The following is a 22,952-nucleotide window of genomic DNA, read 5'->3' on the forward strand; positions in this document are numbered from 1 at the left end:
TACTAGTGGTCAGTTTAAGTTTGGGTATGCTGTTATTTTCAAAGCTTGGATGCTTTTATACTTGCCAAGTGCTGTGCCAAAAGTATAAATGCTCAATTCTGCTAAGTATGAGCATCCTTTTATACTTGCACCTGTCCATGTGCGGACAAAAAGTGTCCATGCATGGACAGGTGCGTGAACACTTTTGTCCTAAAAAAGCTATATTTAACCAAATAAACAGCTGGCACAGTATTTTCAATTCGCACAGTCATTAATAACTCTAATCTATGGAAGAAAAAAACCTTGGCCGTATCCTGGTAATCGATGATAATGAGGACGTGCTTTTCTCAGCCAAGATGCTGCTGAAGAACTATGCCAGAGAAGTGGTGATGGAGAAGAACCCGAAGAAGATTCCTTTCCTGATGAACAACGAGGACTTCGACCTGATCTTGCTGGACATGAACTTTAGCCACGACATTACAAGCGGACAGGAGGGATTTTACTGGCTAAAGGAAATCCTGAACTACGACCCGTCGGCTGTGGTGATCATGATAACCGCGTATGGGGATGTGGAGATGGCTGTGAGAGCGTTGAAAGAAGGTGCCACTGATTTTGTACTGAAGCCCTGGCAAAACGAGAAATTGATTGCCACCTTGTCTGCCGCTTCCAAACTTCGCAATTCCTACAAGGAAGTAAGCCATCTAAAAGAAGTTAATCGTGCTCTGTCAAATCAAGTAAACAGTCCCGACATTGATATCATACAGGGGCAAAGCGCTTCCATGCGTCAGCTATTCTCTATTATTGATAAAGTGGCTAAAACCGATGCCGATGTGTTGCTGTTGGGCGAGAACGGTACCGGTAAAGAAGTAATTGCCCGCACCATACACCAACGCTCCAGCCGTGCCGATAAGGTATTTGTAACTGTGGATATGGGGGCCATTACAGAGTCGCTTTTCGAGAGTGAGTTGTTTGGTCATAAGAAAGGCGCCTTTACAGATGCCAAAGAAGACAGGATAGGTAGAATTGAGGCTGCCAACGGCGGTACGCTTTTCCTGGATGAAATCGGTAACCTGTCGCTGGCGATGCAGGCAAAGCTGCTGACAGTGCTGCAGCGCCGCGAAGTAATCCGGGTAGGAACAAACAAACCCATACCTGTAAACGTGCGGTTAATCTGCGCCACCAACATGCCCCTAAAAGAGATGGTGCAGCGCAACGAATTCCGGCAGGACTTACTCTATCGTATTAACACCGTTGAGTTGAACCTGCCACCACTGCGAAATAGGCTGGATGATATCCCGGTGTTTGCAGAGCATTTTCTGGCCACCTATGCGCGCAAGTATAAACAACCGGTCAAACGACTGGGTGCATCTGCCCTGGAGCGTTTAAAGCGCTACAACTGGCCCGGCAACATACGCGAACTGCAGCATGCCCTGGAGCGCGCCTCCATCATGAGTGAGAACCGGGAGCTGGAGGCAGATGATTTCTTTTTCCTGGCAGAAACAGAGCCTGCCGACGCACCGGCGCAACTGCAGGCGCAGAGTCTGGACCTCGACGAGATAGAGCGGGAAGCCGTGCAGCGTGCCCTCCAGAAGCATGAGGGTAATATATCAAAAGCAGCAAAAGAGCTGGGCCTCTCAAGGGGTGCCCTCTACCGCAGACTGGAAAAATATGAACTTTAGTAACTATAGGCTTCAGCTGTTGCTTCGGGTGGTGCTGCTATGCGTTACCATCTACTTTTTTGCACGCATCAATTTTGATCCGCTTTATCGGGGAACTACCATTGCCTTAGGCCTGGCCATACTTGTTCAGGTATGGCTGCTGGTGCTTTACCAGGACCGTACCAATAAGCAGTTTATGCGGTTTCTCAACTCCATTAAATACGATGACTTTTCGGAGCTTTTTAAGGTGAGCAAAGAGGGGAAACAACAGGAGGAACTGGCAACAAAATTAAATGAGGTGATGCACAAGTTCCGGGAGCTGCGTGCCGAGAAGGAAGCACACTTGCAGTATTTCGAATTGATCGTGCAGCACATCGGCATTGGTATTATCAGTTACAAACCAGACGGTACCATTATGTTGCTGAACCACGCTGCTAAAAAACTGCTAAAGGTGGGCCAGTTGCAGCAGGTACAGGAACTGGAAAATGAAAGTCCTGATTTGGCGCAGGGGCTGCAACTACTGGAGCACAACGATAAAATACTGGTGCCGCTAAAACACGGTGCAGAGCAGGTAAACCTGGCAGTACATGTTATGGAGCTTTCTATACTAGGCGAAAGGATCAGGTTGGCATCGTTGCAGAACATCCAGAAAGAGCTGGAGGAGAAAGAGATGGAGGCCTGGCACAACCTGATAAAAGTGCTCACTCACGAGATCATGAACTCGGTAACGCCCATCGCCTCGTTGTCGGCTAGTGCCTACGAAGAGCTTAGCAGCTACACCGATACTGTGGCCGAAGAAGTAACCATGCTGCGCGACGAGCTGGAGGACGTGGGACAATGCCTGCACACAATCAGTCGCCGCTCCGACGGACTTATAAAGTTTGTGAGTGACTTCCGGAACCTTACGGCTGTGTCTGTTCCTAAAATAAGCAGGTTTAGCGTGAACGAGATGCTGATGGAAATGAAGACACTGATGCGGGAGCAACTGGCACAAAAGCATGTGCGGATAAAGGTGGATGTGCCGCAAGACAGGTTGTTACTGTCAGCAGACAGGAGCATGGTAGAGCAGGTACTGATCAACCTGATCAAAAATGCCATAGAAGCAGTACACGAGCAGCACGAGCCCCGAATTATACTTAGAGCGTACCTGGATGAGCGCAGCCGCATCAGTATAGAAGTAGAAGATAATGGATCGGGTATGACACAGGAAGCTCAAACCAAAATTTTTATTCCTTTTTATTCGACCAAAAAAACAGGCTCTGGTATTGGGTTGAGTTTGTCGCGCCAGATCATGCGCCTGCACAAAGGCTCCATAGCAGTGCAGTCAGAGCTAGGGAAAGGCACCAAATTTATACTTCGGTTCTAGTCTTGATTTTAGTTGATGGTTGTTTGTTGTGCCTCTTTACAGTTCTTGTCTTAAAACCTTTACCTGCCTTTCTGCTTATACTTTAGCATCAAACTAAAAAACGAATTATGAGTGTTTTAGAAGCAGAAGGTTTTGTAAGAGTTACCGCAGACAGCAGCAACCCAATGGTAGCCAACATAACAGCCGGATCTGATAAGATGGTGATAGACGAATCTGGCGTTGCCCAGAATGTAAAGCCCGGTGCCGACCCATATGATTTTATACTTAGCGCACTAGGAGCCTGTACCGTTATCACGCTGCACATGTATGCACAACGCAAAGGCTGGCCCCTTGAAAAAGCAGAGGTTAGGCTGCGCCACGAACGCGTACACGCCACCGATTGTGAACAGTGCGAAGACGAAAATGCTAAACTGAACCAGGTAACAAAACACTTGCGTTTGTATGGAGATCTGACCGAAGAGCAGCGCAAACGTCTCGAAGATATCTCGGCAAGGTGCCCCGTGCAAAAAACGCTGGTGGCAGGAATGAAAGTAAAGACTGTGCTTGAGAAAGAGGAAGTATAATTTATACTTGTGTTGCCTTCCGGTGCGGTAAATTGAAGTATTCTTCCAGCGTGTGCTCTCCGATTCTTGGAGCAACACAGTCGATCTCTGAAACAGCCACCAGGAAAGCTACCTTATCATACATGTTCCTGCTAACCAGCTTAACAACAGGCAGGATAGCTTTTACCACGCCAAACGGAACCGAAGGAATTTTGCCTCTGTGCCCAGCTGCCTCGCATGCAATTTTTATAAGCTCTAACCTGGAGTACAGTTGCTGTCCGCCGACAGGTATAACCTGGGAGGGTTTACCTATACTTTGCACTGCCACCTGTGCCAAGTCGCCTTCAAATACAGGGTTGGTTAATTTATCGCCGGCACCCAAAGAACCGATCTGTCCCTTTTGCGCCATACTTACCACTTCATCAAAAGCAGAGAATAGGGCCGTGGGCTCCAGAATGGTATAAGCTACACCCGAGGACTTTAGTGCCTCAGCAAAATCATGGTGTGCTTTAATGTAAGCCAATTCAGGGTGCTTTGCTGCACCGAAGGCTGAAGTATAAATAAACTGCTTTACTTCGCTACGCCTGGCTTCTTGCAGCAGGTTGTTGTTAGCAGTAAAATCAACATCAAAAAAAGAGGCTTTGCTCTTGTCGGTAAGGCTGATGCTTTTACCTAATGCAGATACAACTACATCTATGCCTTCGCAGCAGCCAGCCAGGGCTTGTGGTTGGGTGGCATCTGCTATAAAAATTTCGTCGGGAGCAGGGGAGAGCGCTTTGGCTTTTGCGGCAGAACGGGCTAAAACTCTTACAGTATAACCTTGTTGCTTAAGTGCTTGCAGGTAATGCCTGCCCAGGTTTCCGGTGGCTCCGGCCAATAATACTTTTTTCATAGGTAGTTTTAAGTGCTGAGCTGTAAAGATAATTGCCGGAAAATTATTTTCTTTATAAAACCGATGCATTTTATATGGATAGACTTCAAAGCGAAGCTTTTCTATTGCCATCCGGTATAAAACTCAAGTATAAAAAATGAAGCTGATAAAGTATAAGCTAAAATACCTGGTAGCCCTTTCGTTAAGTTGTAGCCTCACCGCCTGCGTGCCCTTAGAGGAACAGGCACAGAGCAGCAGCACCGGCACAACAGCCCAGGCTGCTCTGCGCTACGAAGATTACGTGTACCACGAGAGCATCAAATCAGTGCAGGTATATCTGGCCACCGGTGATATAGAGCAGGTGCTTAATCCTCCTGTTACCTCTATTTCGCAGGAGTTTCCGTTGGTGCTGGAGTTTGACAGAATAAAGGCAGGGCCGCAACGACTGCTGGCAAAACTTGTGCACTGCAATGCCAACTGGACTCCCTCGAACCTAAACGAAACGCAGTACCTCAACGATTTTAATGAGTTTTTTATAACCGATGTGCAGAATTCTGTTAACACGCGCATCCCGTATGTGCATTACCGGTTCCGGGTACCACGTGTTAAGCTGAGCGGAAACTACTTACTGGTGGTGCAGGAGGAGGGTGGCAACCTGTTGCTGACACGGCGCCTGCTTGTTTTCCAGAACAGTGTGGTGGTAACGGCCAAGTTAGGTGCTCCGCTTGGGCCCGGAGGACGTGAGGCCAGGCAGCCTGTTGAGTTTAACGTCTTTTATAAAGATTACCCAATCGTGAACCCAGCTATGGAAGTGAAGGCCGTGCTACGCCAGAACTACCGCTGGGATAATGCCAAGACCATTGCCAGGCCTACCTTTGTGCAGGACGCGCAGCGCAGGCTGGAATACGTGTTCTTCGAGCCAAAAGACCTGTTTAAGGGACTCAGTGAGTTCAGGGCATTTGATACACGAAGTCTGAACTTTAACGGCATTGGCGTGCAAAACATAAATCTGCAGGCCAATCCAATAACCGTATTTTTAGAACCGGACAAAAACAGGCAGTCTATCGTGTATAGCCAGGACCCTGACATTAACGGCATGCGTATTTTTGGTAACAAACAGTACGGAAGCGGCGAGGTGAACGGAGATTATACGTTAGTGAACTTCGTTTTGGCAGCCCCTGCAGAGGCACCAGGTGCCGTTTATATTACCGGTGAGCTAACCAACTGGCAGGAGAAGGAAGAAGCACGGCTACAGTACAACGCCGAAGAAGGCATGTACATGGGGCAGATGCTCCTGAAGCAGGGCTACTACAACTACTACTATACTTTGAAATCAGGTGGACAGGCAGACGAAAGCTACTTTGAAGGCAGCCATTTTGCCACCGAGAACATCTATGATATCCTGATCTATTACCGCCCACCCGGATCACGTGCCGATTTGTTGATTGGGTATGAGGAACTGTTCTTTAACAGGAGGTAGAGGTGTATACTCCACTTGAAGAATGGTTGAAAATTGCAGTATTATGTAATTAGCGTCCTCTTTGCATTTTAGCTCTACCGCAAAGGAGTGCGCAAGGAACACAAAGACACACCTAACTATGGTATAGACGTTCAGTTATCAGCCTTGCTAGATGTTTAATCTACTCCATATTCCAAAAAGATGATCAACAGATACACAACCCTTTTAATAATTCTTGCGAGCACCCTCTCATTTACAAGCTGCTCCACATCAGACAATCAAAATGAAGCCACAATTGCAACGGCATCTCCTGTAGAGGTGTCTGGTGCTATGCGCAATGTGATGTGGAAAGGCGAACTGCACGGCACTATAGCCTTGGACACCATTGCTAATAAAGAACACCTTTATGGTTTGGGTCCGGTAGAAAACCTGGCAGGCGAACTCTTGATAATGGATGGTAAGATCTTCAAGTCCACAGTAGTTTCTGATGCTACCATGAAGGTAGATGAAGTGCAACAAGCGAAGGCCCCTTTCTTTGTGTATGGAAACGTGCCGGCATGGCAGGAGCAGGCATTGCCTGATAGTATCCAAAGTATAAAGCAACTGGAAACGTACCTCGACCAGGTAAGTAAAAACAGCCAGCGCCCCTTTGCGTTCAGGCTAAAAGGTGAAGTTGAAAACGCTACCATACATGTGTTGAATCTACCTGCCGGCACCCAGGTAAGTTCACCAGATGAGGCACACCAGGGACTGCAGAATTACAATCTGGTAAACGAACAAGTGGAGATCGTCGGGTTCTTTTCTACTGAGCACAAGGCCGTTTTCACGCACCACGATACCTATCTGCACATGCACCTGGTCACAGCGGATGAAACTCAGATGGGGCACCTGGATAAGGTGAAACTGAAAAGCCGAGCTGTAAAGCTTTACCTTCCTGCATCTAACGTGCATGCTGAGTAGTAGCGTTATGGCAGTTGGTGTTTAGGGAGTGGAGTTGCCAATCCTGTAGGTCTTGAACTTTGTACATAGTGCGGATAAACGTATGTTGTCGTTTATCCGATAGTTGTGATAAATAAGCTTTATGAAAAAACTTCTCCTAATCATTTCTGCTTTCTACATGTTAGGTTGTGATGGTTCTTACAAGGATGCTAATTCAGTAAGTTGGATTGACAGAAGCTCGGAGTTTCAATCTTTCATAAACGATGAAGAATATCAGAAGGCTTTTCAAATAGCAGGTGAACAAGTTAAAATTGCTGAAGATGTCTTTCCTAATAGCAGAAGGTTAGCCGACTGGTGTAACAACTTGGGACTTGCCTACTACCACTTACACCAATACGAAGAAGCAATTAAGCTTTTAGAAAAGAGCTATATGCTAAACACAAGGTTAGGCCTCTCTAACGCAACAACTTATAGAAACTTAGCATTAGTGTATAGTAACTTAAAAGATTTGGTGTCGGCAGAGGCCTACATCAGGCGTGCATTAGAAGGGTATGCACGAGATAGTGTGACTGATAGCACATCAATTTTTCATTCTAAAACTATTCTTGCATTAATACAGATTGAACAAGGAGATATAGGAAATTCTGTGAAACTGGTTAACGAGGTATTAGCTTATGGAAATCGACATGAAGATTCTACATTCATCACAGACGCTATTTCAGCTCAAGTAACTCTTTATATCTATAAAGGACAATATGATGTCGCTCTAGAAGGCTTGAACAAACTACTGAAATATTATAAGCGGGAACAGCACCATGAAAAATTCTCAAAAGCCCTAAACAGTGTTGGCTCCTTGTATTACATGAACCGCAACTTCAGCAAGGCAATAGAATATTTTGACAGCGCAGCATCCTATAACTATAACATGTTTGGAGACTCTGCTATGATCGGGTTATATGTGAAAAACATTTCCCACACTTACAAAGTTAGCGGAGATAGTGTAATGGCGAAGAAATACTCGGACATGTATAATAGCATCAAAAAATAACTTACCACAGCCACGTGTATACTTTATGCTTCGGCTAATGCCTCGCACATCGTCTACACCAGCACGTTGACATACTTAGCCACCCCAAATACTACTAAGAGGCAACTTAAAGCTATACCAATCACCCATTCTTCTCCAACTACTTAATATACTACCCCCTCGGATCATATCCGATTTTTTGTATATTTAGATAACGCAAAAAATCACCCAGATATGAGAATAAAAAACTTAGTACAACTTGCTGCTTTCGGGGCTTTGGTGGCTATGCCGGAAATGGCGAAGGCACAGGGCACACGTTTGCTTCGGCAACCAGCCCTTAGCGAGAAGCACATTGCCTTTGTGTATGCCAATGATCTCTGGATAGTAGAACGTAAAAATGGCAGCACAGACCTAGGCCTTGCCCGCCGCCTTACTACAAACGAGGGCGCCGAAACAAATCCGCATTTTTCTCCGGATGGAAAATGGATAGCTTTTACGGCACAGTACGACGGCAATACCGATGCATACCTGATGCCGGCAGAGGGCGGTCAGCCGCAAAGGCTTACTTGGCACCCGGGCAACGACGAAGTTTCCGGCTGGACACCGGACGGGCAGTCAGTTCTTTTTGTATCGAGCCGTGAGGGACACCCAACTGCCAACTCCAGGTTCTACAAAGTATCTGTAAAAGGAGGCATGCCGGAGGCGCTGAAAATACCACAGGCAAACAAAGGAAGCATTTCTCAGGATGGGGCTTTTGTGGCCTACCAGCCTATCAGTTTCTGGGACGCAGAGTGGCGTAATTACCGTGGCGGTCAGGCATTGCCTATCTGGATCGTGAACACTAAAGACTACTCTCTGAAGCTTACCCCGCAGGCGAACCAGGAGCGGCACACAAATCCTGTGTGGCTGGATGGTGTGGTATACTTCCTGTCGGAGCGCGACTTCACCAACAACATCTGGTCTTACAACCCGAAAACAGAAGAGCTGAAGCAGCATACATTCCATAAGCAGTTCGATTGCAAGAACCTTTCTGCAGCAGCCGGTACGATCGTGTATGAGCAGGGCGGTTACCTGCACCAGCTTAACCCGAAAACAAACGATACAAAGCAATTAGCCATTGAGGTGAGAGGCGACTTCCATTGGGCGCGTGAGCGTTGGGAGGATGTTTCTGCCTCGAGGCTGGCGAACGCCTCATTAAGTCCTACTGGTAAGCGAGCCATGTTTGAGTATAGAGGCGAGATATTTACCGTACCGAAAGAAGAGGGTGACTGGCGCAACATTACCCGCACCTCTGGAGCCGCAGACCGTTATCCTGCATGGTCTCCGGACGGAAGAAAAATTGCCTGGTTCTCTGATGCCAGCGGCGAGTATAAACTCATGATTGGTGATCAGGACGGACTTGCCAAACCTCGTACCATAGATATCCCTAACCCAACTTTCTTCTTCAGGCCCGAGTGGTCGCCTAACAGCAAGTATGTAGCCTTAACCGATACCGACTATAACCTGTGGTATGTAGAGGTGGCAAGCGGCAAGATCAGGAAAGCGGATACAGAGGGCTATGCACACCCGAATAGAACCATGACGCCGGTTTGGTCGCCGGACAGCAAATGGATCGCTTACACCCGACTGCTGGAGAACCAGTTCAAAGCAGTGAAGGTGCACAACGTAGAAACAAACCAGACACTGCAACTCACCGACAGGATGGCCGATGCGGTGTCGCCGGTTTGGGACGAAAGTGGCAAATATTTATACTTCCTGGCCAGTACAAACTTTGGCCTGAATACCGGTTGGCTGGACATGAGCAGCTATGATCGTCCCGTTACACGCAGCCTTTACATGATGGTGCTTTCCAAGGATACTCCTTCGCCGTTACTACCACGCAGCGACGAAGAGTTGGCAAAGAATGATGAGGAAAAAGACCAGCTGAACACCAAAGCACAAAACGGCAAGCAAACTCCAAAGAAGAACGGAAAGCAGAAGCAGGCGGATGAGAAGGTGGTGAAACCAGCTGTGCAGGTTCGCATTGATATGGAAGGCCTTGACCAGCGCATCATCCCGATCGATGTACCGGCACGCAATTATACGGCCCTGGTTACTGGCCCTGAAGGAAATGTGTTTTACCTCGAAAGTATACCTAACCAGTCCGGTGAAACGCTGCACCGTTACAGCCTGAAAGAACAGAAGGCTACGGAATTCCTGACAAAAGTAAACGAAGCCACCGTTTCGTTTGACCGTAAAAACATGCTGTACAGAAGCGGAAGCAACTGGCATATTGTTAGTGCCACAGGTGGTGCGCCAAAAGCCGGCGATGGCAAACTAAAAGTTGCTGACATCAAGGTGAAGGTAGACCCGATGGCAGAGTGGAAGCAGATCTTCAGGGAAGGATGGCGCTACCAGCGCGATTTCCTGTACGTGGACAACGTGCACGGTGCGCCGTGGGATAAGATCTATGACTGGTACAGCCCGTGGGTAGACCATGTGCGCCACCGTTCGGAGCTGCACTACATCGTGGATATACTTGGTGGTGAGGTATCGGTTGGGCACTCTTATACTTCAGGCGGTGATTTCCCGGATGTGAAGCGGGTGTCGATCGGTTTACTTGGCGCTGACTACGAGGTGGATAAAGGCTACTACCGCATCAGCCGCATATACGATGGCGAAGCCTGGAACCCTGACCTGCGCGCACCACTTCGTGCCCCAAGCATCAATGTAAAGCCCGGTGACTACATACTTGCTGTAAATGGTATGGAAGTAAAAGCACCGGAAAACATTTACCAGTTCTTCGAGGCTACCGCCGACAAGCAGACCATACTGCGTATCAACAGCAAACCGACAATGGAGGGATCGCGCTTAGTTACGGTAGTGCCTGTAAGCAATGAGAGCAGCTTGCGTCGTATCGCCTGGGTAGAGGATAACCGCAGAAAAGTAGATAAGCTGTCTGGTGGTAAACTGGCCTATGTGTATGTACCTAACACAAGCCAGGCTGGTTATACTTCATTTAACCGTTACTACTTTGGCCAGCAAGATAAAAAAGGCGCTGTGATTGATGAGCGTAACAATGGCGGTGGCTCTGCTGCTGACTACATGGTAGACATCATGAACCGCGATCTGCACGGCTATTTCAACAGTAAGGTAGGGGATCACCGTCCGTTCACTACACCTATGTCGGGTATCTGGGGACCAAAGGTAATGATCGTGAACGAAATGGCTGGCTCTGGTGGTGACCTGTTGCCGTACCTGTTCCGCAAGATGGAGATAGGCCCGCTAGTAGGTACCAGAACCTGGGGTGGCTTAGTTGGTACCTGGGACACACCAGCTTTTATAGACGGTGGCCGCATGGTGGCGCCACGTGGCGGCTTTGTGGATGCTCAGGGAGAGTGGGCTGTAGAAGGAGAGGGTGTAGCCCCTGATATTGAGGTGCTAAACAAGCCTGCCGATGTAATAGCCGGCCGTGATCCGCAGCTGGAGCGTGCTGTAGAAGAAGCTATGAAGTTGCTGAAGACCGAAGAAGTGCAGTTGAAAGGAGAGCCGGCACCACCGGTTCGTTGGAAACGTCCGGAAGGATGGGAGAAAGAAGCAGCAGGTAATAAGAAAGTGCAGTAAAACTAAAGCGGCCTCTTCTGATTTCAGGAGAGGCCGCTTCGTTTTAAGGTTAATTATTTACTACTCGACAGGCGATAAATTAGTAGTGCTGTTCGCTTCTCGATATCCTGTAGGGTCTTCAGGTCAATGTATTCCTCCGGGGCATGGGCACCTCCACCTAAAGCACCTAATCCATCCAGACCATCTATGTACTGCGCTACAAAGGAAATATCGCCTGCGCCTCGTTTACCGGGGTCGTATGGCTTTACTTCGCCATGGCCTAAGTCCTGGCTTACTTTGTTTAGCACCTGTAGTAGGGCCATGTTGCCTTCTGTGGGCGGCATGGGAGGGTAGCCTTCATCAAAGGTAATCTCAGCTGAAGTCTGTGGCAGGCTTTCAGCAACAATGGCCTTCATCTTCTGGCGTGTCTCTTCCAGTTGCTCATTTGTCAAGAAGCGAAGATCACCTTTCACTACCACCATATTAGCCACTAAATTAGTTTTGCCGGATGCGCTTCCTTGTGTACCGTTTTCAGCTATACTTACCTCCGTTCCACCAAGTACAAGCCCCGGGTTATAAGTTAAATATTCATCCTGCAACTCCTCATAAAACTTGTACAAAATGCGTGAAGCCTCATAAACAGCACCGGCACCCACTCTCTCAGAAAATACCCCGGAAGAATGTGCCTGCTTACCTTTTACTTTTAACGTCCAGCTGCTGCTGCCGCGCCTTGCTACAGTAGCATAGTTAAAACCTGTTCCTGTCTCAAAACCAAGGGCAATGTCGCTGCGTTTGGCTATGTCCACGATATCTTTGCGGCTGGTTTCGTATGGGCGGCCTGGGTTCTCTTCATCTCCATGGAAAATAACTGTGATCTGCCTGCCCTTTAGCTGCCCTTCTTCGTGCAGCGCCTTTAGAGCATACAGCAGCACCATGTTGCCGCCTTTCATGTCGTTAGCTCCGGGTCCAGTGGCAACGTCACCTTTTTGTTCCCATTTCTGAAAGGGCATGCCCGGCTCAAACACTGTATCCAGGTGCCCAATAAGCAGTAGCTTTTTACCTTTCTTGCCTTTTATCTCACCAATCAAGTGGCCACCTCGGTTCATGCTGCCCGGCATATCTACCCATTTGGTTTTGAAGCCCATTTCTTCCAGCATTTCCTGGTAAACGGCACCCACTTTTTTTACGCCCTCAGGATTAAAAGTACCACTGTTTATGTTCACCGATTTTTCCAGGAACTGCACAGAGGCAGGATAGTTCTCTTCTACCTCCTCCAGAATTTTCTTTTCTGTTTTAGTTAATTTCTGTCCAGCTGCTGAGAGGTGCAGCAGGCAACCTGAAAGAAGTAAAGTATAAAAAGTTGTTCTTGATCTCATAAATAGCAAAATCAGTTTTAGAATGATACTGGAGTGGCTAAATATAGTATAAAAAACAAAAGGAGACTGATTATCACCAGTCTCCTTTTAAAATTCAAGTATATCTTGTACTACACGTTAAAGCGGAAGTGCATAATGTCGCCGTCCTGCACCACGTAGTCTTTTCCTTCTACAGCCATTTTTCCGGCTTCTTTAATTTTGGCTTCCGTCTTATACTCCTGGTAATCCTTTAGTTTGATAACCTCAGCACGGATAAAGCCTTTTTCAAAGTCGGAGTGGATCACGCCCGCAGCAGCAGGAGCTTTCCAGCCTTTGCCAACTGTCCAGGCGCGAACTTCTTTTACACCGGCTGTAAAGTATGTAATCAGGTTAAGCAGGCTATAAGATGCTTTGATCAGCTTGCTCAAACCAGACTCCTTCAAGCCATACTCCGCCAGGAACATTTCTTTCTCCTCCGGGTCAGTAAGCTCAGCGATCTGTGCTTCGATAGAGGCAGAGATCAATACCACCTGTGCATTTTCATTCTTCACGTTCTCCTCAAGTGCCTTCGAGAATTCGTTGCCTGTGTTAACAGAATCTTCGTCTACGTTAGCTGCATAAATTACTGGCTTTGCTGTAAGAAGTTTTAAGTCTTCTACTGCCTCCAAGTCGTCCTCTGTTACATCCAGGCTGCGGGCATTTAATCCAGCCTCCAGGTGTGCTTTATACTTCTCCAAGCTGGCCAGTTCTTTCTTCGCTTTCGCGTCGCCAGATTTAGCAGAACGAATAACTTTAAGTATTTTCTTGTCAACCGACTCCAGGTCTTTCAGCTGAAGCTCTGTGTCGATGATTTCTTTATCAGAAACGGGATCTACTTTACCGGCAACGTGAACGATGTTCGGGTCTTCGAAGCAACGCACCACGTGAATAATGGCATCTACCTCACGGATGTTTGCCAGGAACTTGTTGCCCAGACCTTCACCTTTACTCGCACCTTTCACAAGGCCGGCAATGTCCACAAACTCAATTACAGTTGGCAGCACGCGCTCAGGGTGCACCAGTTCTTCTAATATCTGCAGGCGCTCGTCGGGTACGGTAATAACCCCCACGTTAGGCTCTATGGTACAGAAAGGATAGTTGGCAGATTCTGCCTTGGCGTTAGAAATAGCGTTAAACAGCGTTGACTTACCTACGTTCGGAAGTCCCACAATACCGCATCTTAGTCCCATGTATACTTAGTTATAATTTTCAGGGTGCAAAGATAAGATAATTTGGGGAGTTATGCTGCAGGTTGAAAGGTTTAATGGCTTAATTATTAATCAGGTGACTGTTAATGGAGTATAGCCGGTAAGATAGCTTAAACCGGTGCTGCTGAAAGCGAGCCTGATGCCTCACTCGACATCCATACTTTTTATAAACAGCATTAGCTTAATGCAGGATAAAAAAACAAAAGCTCATAGCGAAGCCACGAGCTTTGTATATCTCTAAAAGAAATGTCTAGTACAGAAAGGGGAAAGTTATTCCCACTTCAGCTCACCATCGTAAGCAGGAGCTTCGTTTTCCTCAGCTACAGGTGCTTCAAGAGCAGCCAATGCTTCTTCAGTAAGCAGTTCAGATTTAACGTGATCAATTGTTCCCTGCAACGCTTCCATAAACTTTACAAAGTCTTCTTTGTAAAGGAAAATCTTGTGTTTCTCATAAGAGAAAGTCTCGTCCTTGAATTTTCTTTTGCTCTCCGTAATGGTCACATAGAAATCATTTGAGCGAGTTGACTTCACATCAAAGAAGTACGTTCTCTTCCCGGCTCTTACTCTTTGGGAATAAATCTCAGCTTTTTCGTTGTTCTCTTCCACCGTCTTAAATAACGTTAAATTCAACTTAATGAATCTAAAAGTAACATATACTTCTGATATATAAAAATTTTCGAATTTAAATTTCTTAATTTTTAAATATTATATTTGCAACCGGACCAACTATAGTATATTATGAATATATGTTCAATTATACTAATACTGCTGCTTTCGTTCTTTTCTAAAACGCCGTCCTATACGGCAGAAGGCAAGGCAACTTATTATGCCGACCGCATGCAAGGACACCGCACTGCCAGCGGCGATAAGTATGACAAGAAGTTATTGACAGCCGCCCACGCTACTCTTCCATTTAACACGCTGGTGCAGGTAACCAATGTTAAGAACGGCAAATCTGTTGTGGTAAAAATTAACGACAGAAAAGCGAGAAACCGACAGGTAATCATCGATCTTTCCAGAGCCGCCGCCGAAGAAATCGATCTCATACGTGCCGGTATAGCCACTGTTAAAATCAAACAGGTGGAAAAAGAAGAGGAAAAGCAACAAGACACGCCTTTAGCCGTTTCAGAAGCAGGTAACAGCTCTAAATAACCACAGCACCTGCACCTATGAAAAAGCCCTTAACGCTAGCCGATGTACAGAAATTCGAGAATATGGAGTTTCTGGCAAAGCAACTGGTAGAGGGTTTTATCACCGGGCTTCATCAATCGCCTTACCACGGTTTCTCAGTAGAGTTTTCGGAGCACCGCCTTTACAACAGCGGCGAAAGTACCCGCCACATAGACTGGAAAGTTTTTGCCCGCACCGATAAGCTTTTTGTAAAGCGCTATGAAGAGGAAACCAACCTGCGCTGCCACATCTTGCTGGATGTGTCGCCGTCGATGTACTATCCTACCGAGAACAATGGCAAACTAACGTTTTCTATACTTTGTGCGGGTGCGCTGGCAACCCTTTTGCGCAAGCAGCGCGACGCCATCGGTTTGGTAACTTTCTCTGATAAGATAGAGCTGCAAACGCCTGTTCGCTCTACGGCATCTCACCTGCATACTTTGTTGCTGTTGCTGCAAAAACAACTGGAGCAACAGCCAACTGCCAAAGACACCAACGTATCGGAGGTAGTGCACCAGATAGCGCAGCAAATTCAAAAACGCTCCCTGGTTATCATTTTCAGTGATATGCTCAGCAAGCTGGATGACAGTGAAGCCATATTTTCTGCGTTGCAGCATTTAAAGCACCAAAAGCACGAGGTGTTGATATTTCATGTGATGGATAAGAAAACGGAGGAGGAATTTTCTTTTGCCGAACGGCCATACATTTTTGTTGATTCTGAAACTGGCCAGGAGCTTAAACTGCAACCATCACAGGTGCGCGACCATTATCGAAATGCAGTAGAGAGCTACAAAAAAGAACTATCCCTAAAGTGCGGGCAATACAAAATTGATTTCGTGCCTGTGGATATCAGCGAACCATTCGATAGAGTGCTTTACTCTTACCTTATTAAACGCGCGAAAGTGCGTTGATCGTTGCTAGGCTTCAGTTGTTGGCGATATTGGCAAATGTACACTTCGCACAGCGGAAGACTTATCTAAAATAACCCCTAAATAGCAAGCTAGTTCCCTTCCCGGTCAAAGGCATGAACGCGTACATCTCGGGTAGTTTTGTCTTTGGCTTCTGTGCCGAAAACAATTTCGTTCCCGCGTTCTGTATCGTATACTTCGGTATACTTTTTCCAGCCCTGCACACTGGAGTTATCTGTTATTTCATCAGAGCCCAGACCCCCGTAAATCTTTACAAGTATACCCTCCTGCACGTTTCCGGTAAGTATAAATTTGTCGTTCTCGCCTAAGCCATAAAGTATAATTTTGTTTGTGTCTTTCCGGTTGAAAATACGGTGATAGATTTTTTTTGCAGATGCGTTGATGGTGGCGGGGCGAGTAACAATTACTTCGGTGCGGTTATCATCCAGTCGCTTTACTAGGAAATGTTCTTCTGCATCCGAGCCGGGAATGATCACTTCCTTTGCAAATTTTTCATACATTTTCTCCGCTACTTCAGGAAGAAGGTTTCTCCTGCTCTTCAGGTTGCGGATGATCTCTTCGCCTTTTAAAGTATAAACTGGTGGCAGCAACTGTCGAACAGCTTTCTCAATTACATTATCTGTCAGATCGCTTTGCATGCGGTTAGCAATTTTTATCCAATCCTGTTTGCTTAGCTCATTTAGCAGCCTCTCATCAATAAATCTTGCGTTGATCATGTAACCTTTTACATCATCAAAGTCATCTTCAAACGATTGAAACTTACGGGCCATTATTTTGCTGGTGGCAATCCTGGGAATAAGGCCGTCCTGCATCTTAAAAAATACCTGGTCGCGGTCTTTGGGGATGGGTATAAAAATGGTGTCCTGCCCCTGCGGTTTTACAGCCCAGTCCCACTGGCCTTTGTGCCTGTCCCAGTCGCCAAGCAGCAAATCGAAAAGCCGTGCGCGAGCAAAGGCCTTCTGGTCAAAGTGGTGATGGTTGTTTTCGAAGCGGCTGCGCAGCGCGTCATCGGATTCCTCAAAATCAACAGCACCTTTAAAGTATGAGGTAAGGTCTGCGGTGCTCTCATACTTTTGCTCTAGCAGAAAAACCTTGCCTTGCACCAGCTTATTGTATTCGCCAAAGGTAGTGTCGGAGGAGCTAATGTAATAAAGTTTGGGAGAGGAGTGCGGCACCCCGATGGCCTCAGCTAATACTGGCACGACTAAAGCACCATAAGGATTGGCGGCAGAGGTTTGATCGCGGAGTACATTGCTGACGAAAGTGGGTTGCCAGAATTTGCTCACTACATGTATAGGGTCTTTATCGATGGAGCGCAGGGCATACACACGTCCTGTACTGTCCATTAACTCGAAACTGGTAGACTGGAAGCCGCCGCCTTTTTTTACCACCTGCAGGCCACCATGCAGCGAGTCGAGGTGGAAAACAGGAAGTTTGACTGGTGTTACCCAGATTTCGCGGTTATGGTCTCCCCAGAAAAAACGATGAAAGCCGCTGCGGTCATAATGCCTGCCTGGTATAACCCAAACGCTATCGCCTCCTGCAGGCCCTAATTTCTCCAACTCCTCTGCAGTAGCCAATGCATCCTTCTGAAAGAAATCATCATCGGCGCAACTGCTTAAGGCAAGTGCCAGAAACAAGAAAGCAAGCAAGCGGTATCTGATGAACTGCACAGGTAGTCGGTTAAGTAAATTTAAAGTATAAAGCTTCATTTGGTACTATTTCCGTCATACGGAGTTTTAGAAGGAAGCTTCATACTTTTTTCTATTTACTTGTTCTTCTGGTGTTGCCTGTAGTAAGTGATCAGGCCGTTGGTAGAGCTATCGTGATTGCCTTTTACAGAAGTATCCATAAGCTCTTCCTCAATCTTGCCAGCCAGTTGCTTGCCTAGTTCTACTCCCCATTGATCGAAGCTGTAGATGTTCCAGACTATGCCCTGCACAAAGGTCTTATGCTCGTACATGGCCAGTAAGGCACCCAACGTATAAGGGTTTAACTGGTGGAACATGATTGAAGTGGACGGGCGGTTGCCTTCGAATACTTTGTGCGGAACCAGTTCTTCTATTTCCTCTTGGTTGATGTTGCCCTTTGCTTCCAGTTCAGCACGTACTTCTTCAGCAGTTTTACCTTTCATCAATGCCTCTGTTTGGGCAAAGAAGTTAGAGAGCAGCATGGTGTGGTGCTGGCCAATTGGGTTGTTGCTGTTTACTGGGGCAATAAAATCGCATGGGATCAGGAATGTGCCCTGGTGAATAAGCTGGAAGAATGAGTGCTGGCTGTTGGTGCCGGCTGCTCCCCAAATTACAGGCTGCGTCTGGTAATTTACATCACTGCCATCTCGGCTGGCGCTTTTGCCGTTGCTCTCCATCAACAGCTGCTGCAGGAACTCTGGAAGCAGGCGCAGGTATTGGTCGTATGGGAGTATGGCGTGGGTCTGGCAGCCGAAAAAGTTGGTGTACCAAATACTCAGCAAGCCCATCAGCACCGGTATATTTTGGCGTAGTTCTGTTTTCCGGAAATGCTTATCCATGGCTTCGGCGCCTCGCAACATTTCCTCAAACTTATCATAGCCTAATGCGCAGGCAATAGATAAACCAATGGCAGACCAAAGTGAAAAGCGGCCACCTACCCAGTCCCAGAAGCGGAAAGTGTTTTCAGGGGCTATACCAAAAGCTTCTACAGCATTGGTGTTGGTAGAGAGGGCTACAAAATGCTTTTTGATATGCTCTCTGTCGTTAGCAGCTTTCAGGAACCAATCACGTGCCGTCTCGGCATTGGCAATAGTTTCTTTGGTGGTAAAGGTTTTAGAGGCGATGATGAACAGGGTTGTCTCCGGGTCCAGTTTCTTCAGCACCTCGGCTGCATCAGTGCCATCTACGTTGGATATAAAGTATACTTCTATTCTTTCTTTCTGATAGCTTTTCAGGGCCTCTACAACCATCTGCGGCCCCAGATGTGAGCCTCCAATGCCTATATTCACTACACTGTTAATGCGTTTGCCGGAATAGCCTTTCCATTCGCCGCTGTGCAGCTTATTGCAAAAGGTTTTCATCTGCTGCTGCACATCACGCACTTCGGTAAGGGCATCTTCTCCATCTATTTGGAGGTTGCTATCGGAAAAGTTGCGAAGTGCAGTATGCAACACTGCTCGGTTTTCTGTGGCATTTATACTTTGCCCGCCAAACATACTTTCAATGGCAGTTGGCAGCTCCATCTCCTGTGCCAGCTCTACCAAAAGATCCAGTGTTTCTTCCGTCACACGGTTTTTAGAAAGGTCGAACATCATCTCCTCAAACTGCAGCGAAAGTTTCCTGAATCGCTCAGGGTCCTGTGAAAATAACTCGCGGAGGTGTTTGGGCTGTAGTGCATTGAAATGATCTTCGAGTTTTTTCCAGGCTATTGTCTGCGTAGGAGGGTAGTTCTTTAGCATAATTGTGTCGGATGAAATTGGTTTACTGTTCGGGCTCAACTACTCCATTTCTATGTTACAGGTTGCGAAGAAGTATAGCTATACTTGATGACAGTCGTCAAATTAACAGCATAAATAAAGTATATGCAAAAACTAATATACTTGAAAGTTAAGCTGTGGTTCTGGCTTCTTTAAAAGAAAGTACCAACACCTACTCCAAATTTTGCAACCTGAGCCGCCTAAACTGAAGATATAACAGATTGATACTTTGTATCGAACGCTTTTTTATACCGTACAAGCATAAGGCATGCTTCAGTGGGCGTTTATACCGCTATATGGTTAGCATAGCCTCATCATACTTAGAATTATTTGGAGGAAAAGAAAGATGAAAGACGATAAGAAGTTTACTTCCAGAAAAGAAAAGAAAGGAATATTGCGCGAAGACGATGGTAAACGCACATCTCCCGGACCAACAGGTTACATTACCGGCGGTAAAACCAGGTCTACGAGACCAGAACAAGGGCCTGACATACCGCCGCACGAACGTACCCAGGGAATTCCATAAAAGTTAATTAACACATCCACCACTGTCTTTAAACTGTCGGCTGCAACCAGCTTAATGTATGGCGTTAGATCAGAAGTATCCCTACCACAGCATATCAGTTGATGAAACACTGGAAAAGCTGCAGGTAACAAAAGAAGGGCTTACCGATGAAGAGGCTAAAAAGCGGCTGCATGATGTTGGGCCTAATGAACTGACCGGAACAGAGGGTATCAACCCGGTGCTGCTTTTCCTGAAGCAGTTTAAAGACTTCCTTATACTTATCCTGTTTTTAGCGGCTGGGGTAGCCTGGTATGCCGATCAGCGGGTGGATGTTTATGTGATACTGGGGGTTATCCTTTTTAATGCCATACTTGGGTTCCTGCAGGAGTACCGGGCCGAGAAGGCTATACTTGCCCTCAAGCGCATGATAAAGCAGGAAACCACAGTCGTGCGCAATAACAAGGCTAGAACGGTAGAGGCAAAAGAGCTGGTTCCCGGCGATATCATCAGGCTGGAAGAAGGCGATAGCATACCTGCCGATGCGCGGCTACTGACATCTAAAAACCTGCAAACGGTGGAGGCTTCACTTACAGGAGAGTCGTTGCCAATTGAAAAGAAAACGGAACCGCTGCCAGAAAAGAGCAACTTAGGCGACCGGCTTAACATGCTTTTTAAAGGCACTCACGTAGCACGAGGTACAGCCACAGCTGCGGTTACGGGCACCGGAAACAACACCGAGCTCGGCAAAATATCCAAGTCGCTGAGCGATATAAAAACAACATCTACCAACTTCAGGAAAAAGACGGAACGGCTAGCCAAGCAGATGGCTGTTATCGCCATTGCCACCTCTGTTGTTGTTTTTATACTTGGCTACTATGTACGGGATTACGCCTTTGAAGAAGTGCTACTAATTACCGTGGCTACGTTGGTGTCTTCTATTCCGGAAGGCTTGCCGGCTGTTATCTCCATTGTGCTGGCGATTGGTGCCAAGCGCATGGCTAACCAGAATGCCATTATCCGGGAGTTTACCGCTACTGAAATGCTAGGCTCCGTTTCTGTTATACTAACCGATAAAACCGGCACACTTACCAAAAGTATACTTACTGTAAAACGCATCTTCCTGGGCAATGGAAAAGAGCTGGAAGTATCAGGTACAGGTTATGCTGTGGAAGGCGACATTACACTTGATGAGGAGCCCGTGCATGTTGCAGATGACCCTGTACTGGCAAAGCTTTTATTCGTTGCCGAAGCCTGTAATAATGCGCGCCTGCTGGACGGGGAAGAGCAAAAGGAAAATAACAACAGCGGCGATGCTGATAAGGCCACTGGTGATCCAACCGAAATAGCATTGCTGGTACTTGCCAAAAAAGCAGAGGCCAGAAACGAAGATATTTTTCCGGAAGCCAACAGGCTCGACGACCTTCCCTTTAGCTCCGAGCAGAAGTATAGAGCCACTTTGGTTGATGGAGAAAACGGAAAGGAATTACTGGCAGTTGGGGCTCCGGAGAAGATTCTGGAGCTGAGCTCTGGTATACTTAATGCAGAGGGGCCACAGCAACTTACCGATGAGTTACGGCAGCAAATAAAAGACAAACTGGACGATTGGGCAGACCATGCCATGCGGGTCTTGGCGCTGGCTTATAAAGATGTTGAAACCGGGACAAATACGATTAACGCAGACCAGGTAAAAGATTTGACCTGGGTAGGTATAACCGGTATCGTAGATCCGCCGCGCAGGGGAGTACAAGAGGCAGTAGGTGCCTGTAAATCTGCCGGTATCCGGGTGATGATGCTTACCGGTGACCACAAGAAAACAGGTGCTGCCATTGCCCGGGAGGTGGGCATTTTAGAGGGTGAGCATGTAAACGGAAATTATCCTGATGCGCTGCAGGAAGACGAACTGGAAGAAGAGGAAAGCAGGTTCGACGAACTGGTGGATAATGTGTCTGTGTTCACCCGTGTCAGCCCTAACACCAAGCTTCGCATTGCCGAGCATTTGCAGGATAAAGGATACCTGATAGCTATGACCGGTGATGGCGTAAACGATGCTCCAGCTTTAAAACGAGCCGATGTGGGAATAGCCATGGGCATTAGAGGCACCGATGTAGCCAAAGACGCTTCACATATCGTGCTGTCGGATGATAATTTTGCTACGATTGTGCGTGCCATACGCGAAGGCAGAATTGTGTTCCAGAATGTACGGCAGACGAGCTTTTTTCTGCTCACAACCAACTTTGCTTTTGTATTTGTGTTTATAGTAGCCATTGCTTTAGGCTGGCCGTTCCCTCTTACAGCTACACAAATACTTTGGGTAAACCTGGTTACAGACGGTGTGATGGAACTGGGGCTGGCGGCAGAACGCGGACATGGTGAGATCATGAAGCAGAAGCCTGTAGCCCGCGATGCCAATATCCTCGACAAATCCGTGGTGCCCTACTTGTTGCTGATGGGAACTGTGATGCTTGGTTTATCGCTGGCTGTTTTTTCCTATTACTTGCCTACAGGAGAGGAAATGGCACGCACAGCAGTCTTCATCGTTATTGCCATGACTCAGGTGTTTAACACTTACAACATGCGCTCCATCGACAGGTCACTGTTTACTATTGGGGTGCTCAGTAACAAGTATGTGAATATCGCCTTTGTCGTGTCGCTTGCTTTGCAGTTGCTGGTAGTATACACGCCATTCCTCAATAATATCTTCAGGTTTGATGCCCTGCCGTTGCCTGATCTGCTCATTATTTTGCTCCTGTCGTCGTCTGTGATCTGGTTTGCAGAAGCCTACAAAAAGCTACGCTTTGGCAGCCAGCCAGCCGATGCTGAAGAGGAGGAAGAGTGGATGAAAGATAAACCGCAGGAAAATGAAAAAGTATAGTCA

At 47.0% G+C, this 22,952-nt stretch carries 17 protein-coding genes; 11 read left to right on the forward strand and 6 right to left on the reverse strand.

What is annotated here, in order from left to right:
* Positions 1 to 266 precede the first annotated feature (266 nt).
* From H8S84_RS00595 to H8S84_RS00605, 3 genes are all read left to right on the forward strand, one after another.
* Complete coding sequence (locus tag H8S84_RS00595; protein WP_187065336.1) at positions 267 to 1,658, forward strand: sigma-54-dependent transcriptional regulator; 1,392 nt, start codon at positions 267 to 269, stop codon at positions 1,656 to 1,658.
* Positions 1,648 to 3,003 (forward strand): sensor histidine kinase, encoded by a 1,356-nt coding sequence (locus H8S84_RS00600; protein WP_187065337.1) that lies wholly within the window; start codon positions 1,648 to 1,650, stop codon positions 3,001 to 3,003. The genes H8S84_RS00595 and H8S84_RS00600 overlap by 11 nt, the downstream gene beginning before the upstream one ends.
* Before the next feature lie 107 nt (positions 3,004 to 3,110).
* Positions 3,111 to 3,566, forward strand: a complete 456-nt coding sequence (locus H8S84_RS00605) for an OsmC family protein (protein ID WP_187065338.1) — start codon at positions 3,111 to 3,113, stop codon at positions 3,564 to 3,566.
* 1 nt (position 3,567) lies between these two features.
* On the opposite strand, the gene H8S84_RS00610 is transcribed toward H8S84_RS00605, so the two are convergent.
* Positions 3,568 to 4,437: an SDR family oxidoreductase gene (locus H8S84_RS00610; RefSeq protein WP_187065339.1), complete on the reverse strand. Its 870-nt coding sequence runs from the start codon at positions 4,435 to 4,437 to the stop codon at positions 3,568 to 3,570.
* Between the two features lie 136 nt (positions 4,438 to 4,573).
* Here H8S84_RS00610 and H8S84_RS00615 point away from each other — a divergent pair, with 136 nt between their 5' ends.
* The 4 genes from H8S84_RS00615 (at position 4,574) to H8S84_RS00630 (ending at position 11,444) form a co-directional block, all read left to right on the forward strand.
* Positions 4,574 to 5,896, forward strand: a complete 1,323-nt coding sequence (locus H8S84_RS00615; RefSeq protein ID WP_187065340.1) for a type IX secretion system plug protein — start codon at positions 4,574 to 4,576, stop codon at positions 5,894 to 5,896.
* Between the two features lie 180 nt (positions 5,897 to 6,076).
* Positions 6,077 to 6,835 carry an acetolactate decarboxylase gene (locus H8S84_RS00620; RefSeq protein ID WP_187065341.1) on the forward strand — a complete coding sequence of 253 codons (759 nt, stop codon included), beginning with the start codon at positions 6,077 to 6,079 and terminating at the stop codon, positions 6,833 to 6,835.
* A gap of 121 nt (positions 6,836 to 6,956) precedes the next feature.
* Entirely contained in the window at positions 6,957 to 7,862 is a 906-nt protein-coding gene (locus tag H8S84_RS00625) for a tetratricopeptide repeat protein (protein WP_187065342.1), read from the forward strand.
* 213 nt (positions 7,863 to 8,075) lie between these two features.
* Entirely contained in the window at positions 8,076 to 11,444 is a 3,369-nt protein-coding gene (locus tag H8S84_RS00630; protein ID WP_230407003.1) for a S41 family peptidase, read from the forward strand.
* A 53-nt stretch (positions 11,445 to 11,497) separates the two neighbouring features.
* Here H8S84_RS00630 and H8S84_RS00635 read toward each other — a convergent pair whose 3' ends face one another.
* The 3 genes from H8S84_RS00635 to H8S84_RS00645 form a co-directional block, all read right to left on the reverse strand.
* Positions 11,498 to 12,799 carry a M20/M25/M40 family metallo-hydrolase gene (locus H8S84_RS00635; RefSeq protein ID WP_187065343.1) on the reverse strand — a complete coding sequence of 434 codons (1,302 nt, stop codon included), beginning with the start codon at positions 12,797 to 12,799 and terminating at the stop codon, positions 11,498 to 11,500.
* 110 nt (positions 12,800 to 12,909) lie between these two features.
* Positions 12,910 to 14,007 (reverse strand): redox-regulated ATPase YchF, encoded by a 1,098-nt coding sequence (ychF, locus tag H8S84_RS00640; protein ID WP_187065344.1) that lies wholly within the window; start codon positions 14,005 to 14,007, stop codon positions 12,910 to 12,912.
* Positions 14,008 to 14,295: 288 nt separating this feature from the next.
* The gene (locus H8S84_RS00645) at positions 14,296 to 14,631 is read right to left on the reverse strand and encodes a DUF3276 family protein (RefSeq protein WP_187066626.1); all 336 of its coding nucleotides are present in this window, start codon (positions 14,629 to 14,631) and stop codon (positions 14,296 to 14,298) included.
* Between the two features lie 132 nt (positions 14,632 to 14,763).
* On the opposite strand from H8S84_RS00645, the gene H8S84_RS00650 reads away from it, so the two are divergent.
* Together H8S84_RS00650 and H8S84_RS00655 are read left to right on the forward strand one after the other, a co-directional pair.
* On the forward strand, positions 14,764 to 15,177 hold the full coding sequence (locus H8S84_RS00650; RefSeq protein WP_187065345.1) for a septal ring lytic transglycosylase RlpA family protein: 414 nt from the start codon (positions 14,764 to 14,766) through the stop codon (positions 15,175 to 15,177).
* Positions 15,178 to 15,194: 17 nt separating this feature from the next.
* Complete coding sequence (locus H8S84_RS00655) at positions 15,195 to 16,106, forward strand: DUF58 domain-containing protein (protein ID WP_187065346.1); 912 nt, start codon at positions 15,195 to 15,197, stop codon at positions 16,104 to 16,106.
* 89 nt (positions 16,107 to 16,195) lie between these two features.
* Here the strand turns inward: H8S84_RS00655 and H8S84_RS00660 are convergent, their stop codons facing one another.
* Positions 16,196 to 17,797, reverse strand: a complete 1,602-nt coding sequence (locus tag H8S84_RS00660; RefSeq protein ID WP_187065347.1) for a hypothetical protein — start codon at positions 17,795 to 17,797, stop codon at positions 16,196 to 16,198.
* A 95-nt stretch (positions 17,798 to 17,892) separates the two neighbouring features.
* Positions 17,893 to 19,554, reverse strand: coding sequence for a glucose-6-phosphate isomerase (pgi, locus tag H8S84_RS00665; RefSeq protein ID WP_187065348.1), 1,662 nt, complete (start codon positions 19,552 to 19,554; stop codon positions 17,893 to 17,895).
* 364 nt (positions 19,555 to 19,918) lie between these two features.
* Here pgi and H8S84_RS00670 point away from each other — a divergent pair, with 364 nt between their 5' ends.
* Positions 19,919 to 20,098 (forward strand): hypothetical protein, encoded by a 180-nt coding sequence (locus H8S84_RS00670; protein WP_187065349.1) that lies wholly within the window; start codon positions 19,919 to 19,921, stop codon positions 20,096 to 20,098.
* A gap of 58 nt (positions 20,099 to 20,156) precedes the next feature.
* Positions 20,157 to 22,949 carry a cation-translocating P-type ATPase gene (locus tag H8S84_RS00675; protein ID WP_187065350.1) on the forward strand — a complete coding sequence of 931 codons (2,793 nt, stop codon included), beginning with the start codon at positions 20,157 to 20,159 and terminating at the stop codon, positions 22,947 to 22,949.
* The last annotated feature ends 3 nt before the right edge of the window (positions 22,950 to 22,952 follow it).

The sequence above is a fragment of the Pontibacter cellulosilyticus genome, from assembly GCF_014306105.1.
In the GTDB taxonomy this organism is placed as follows: domain Bacteria; phylum Bacteroidota; class Bacteroidia; order Cytophagales; family Hymenobacteraceae; genus Pontibacter; species Pontibacter cellulosilyticus.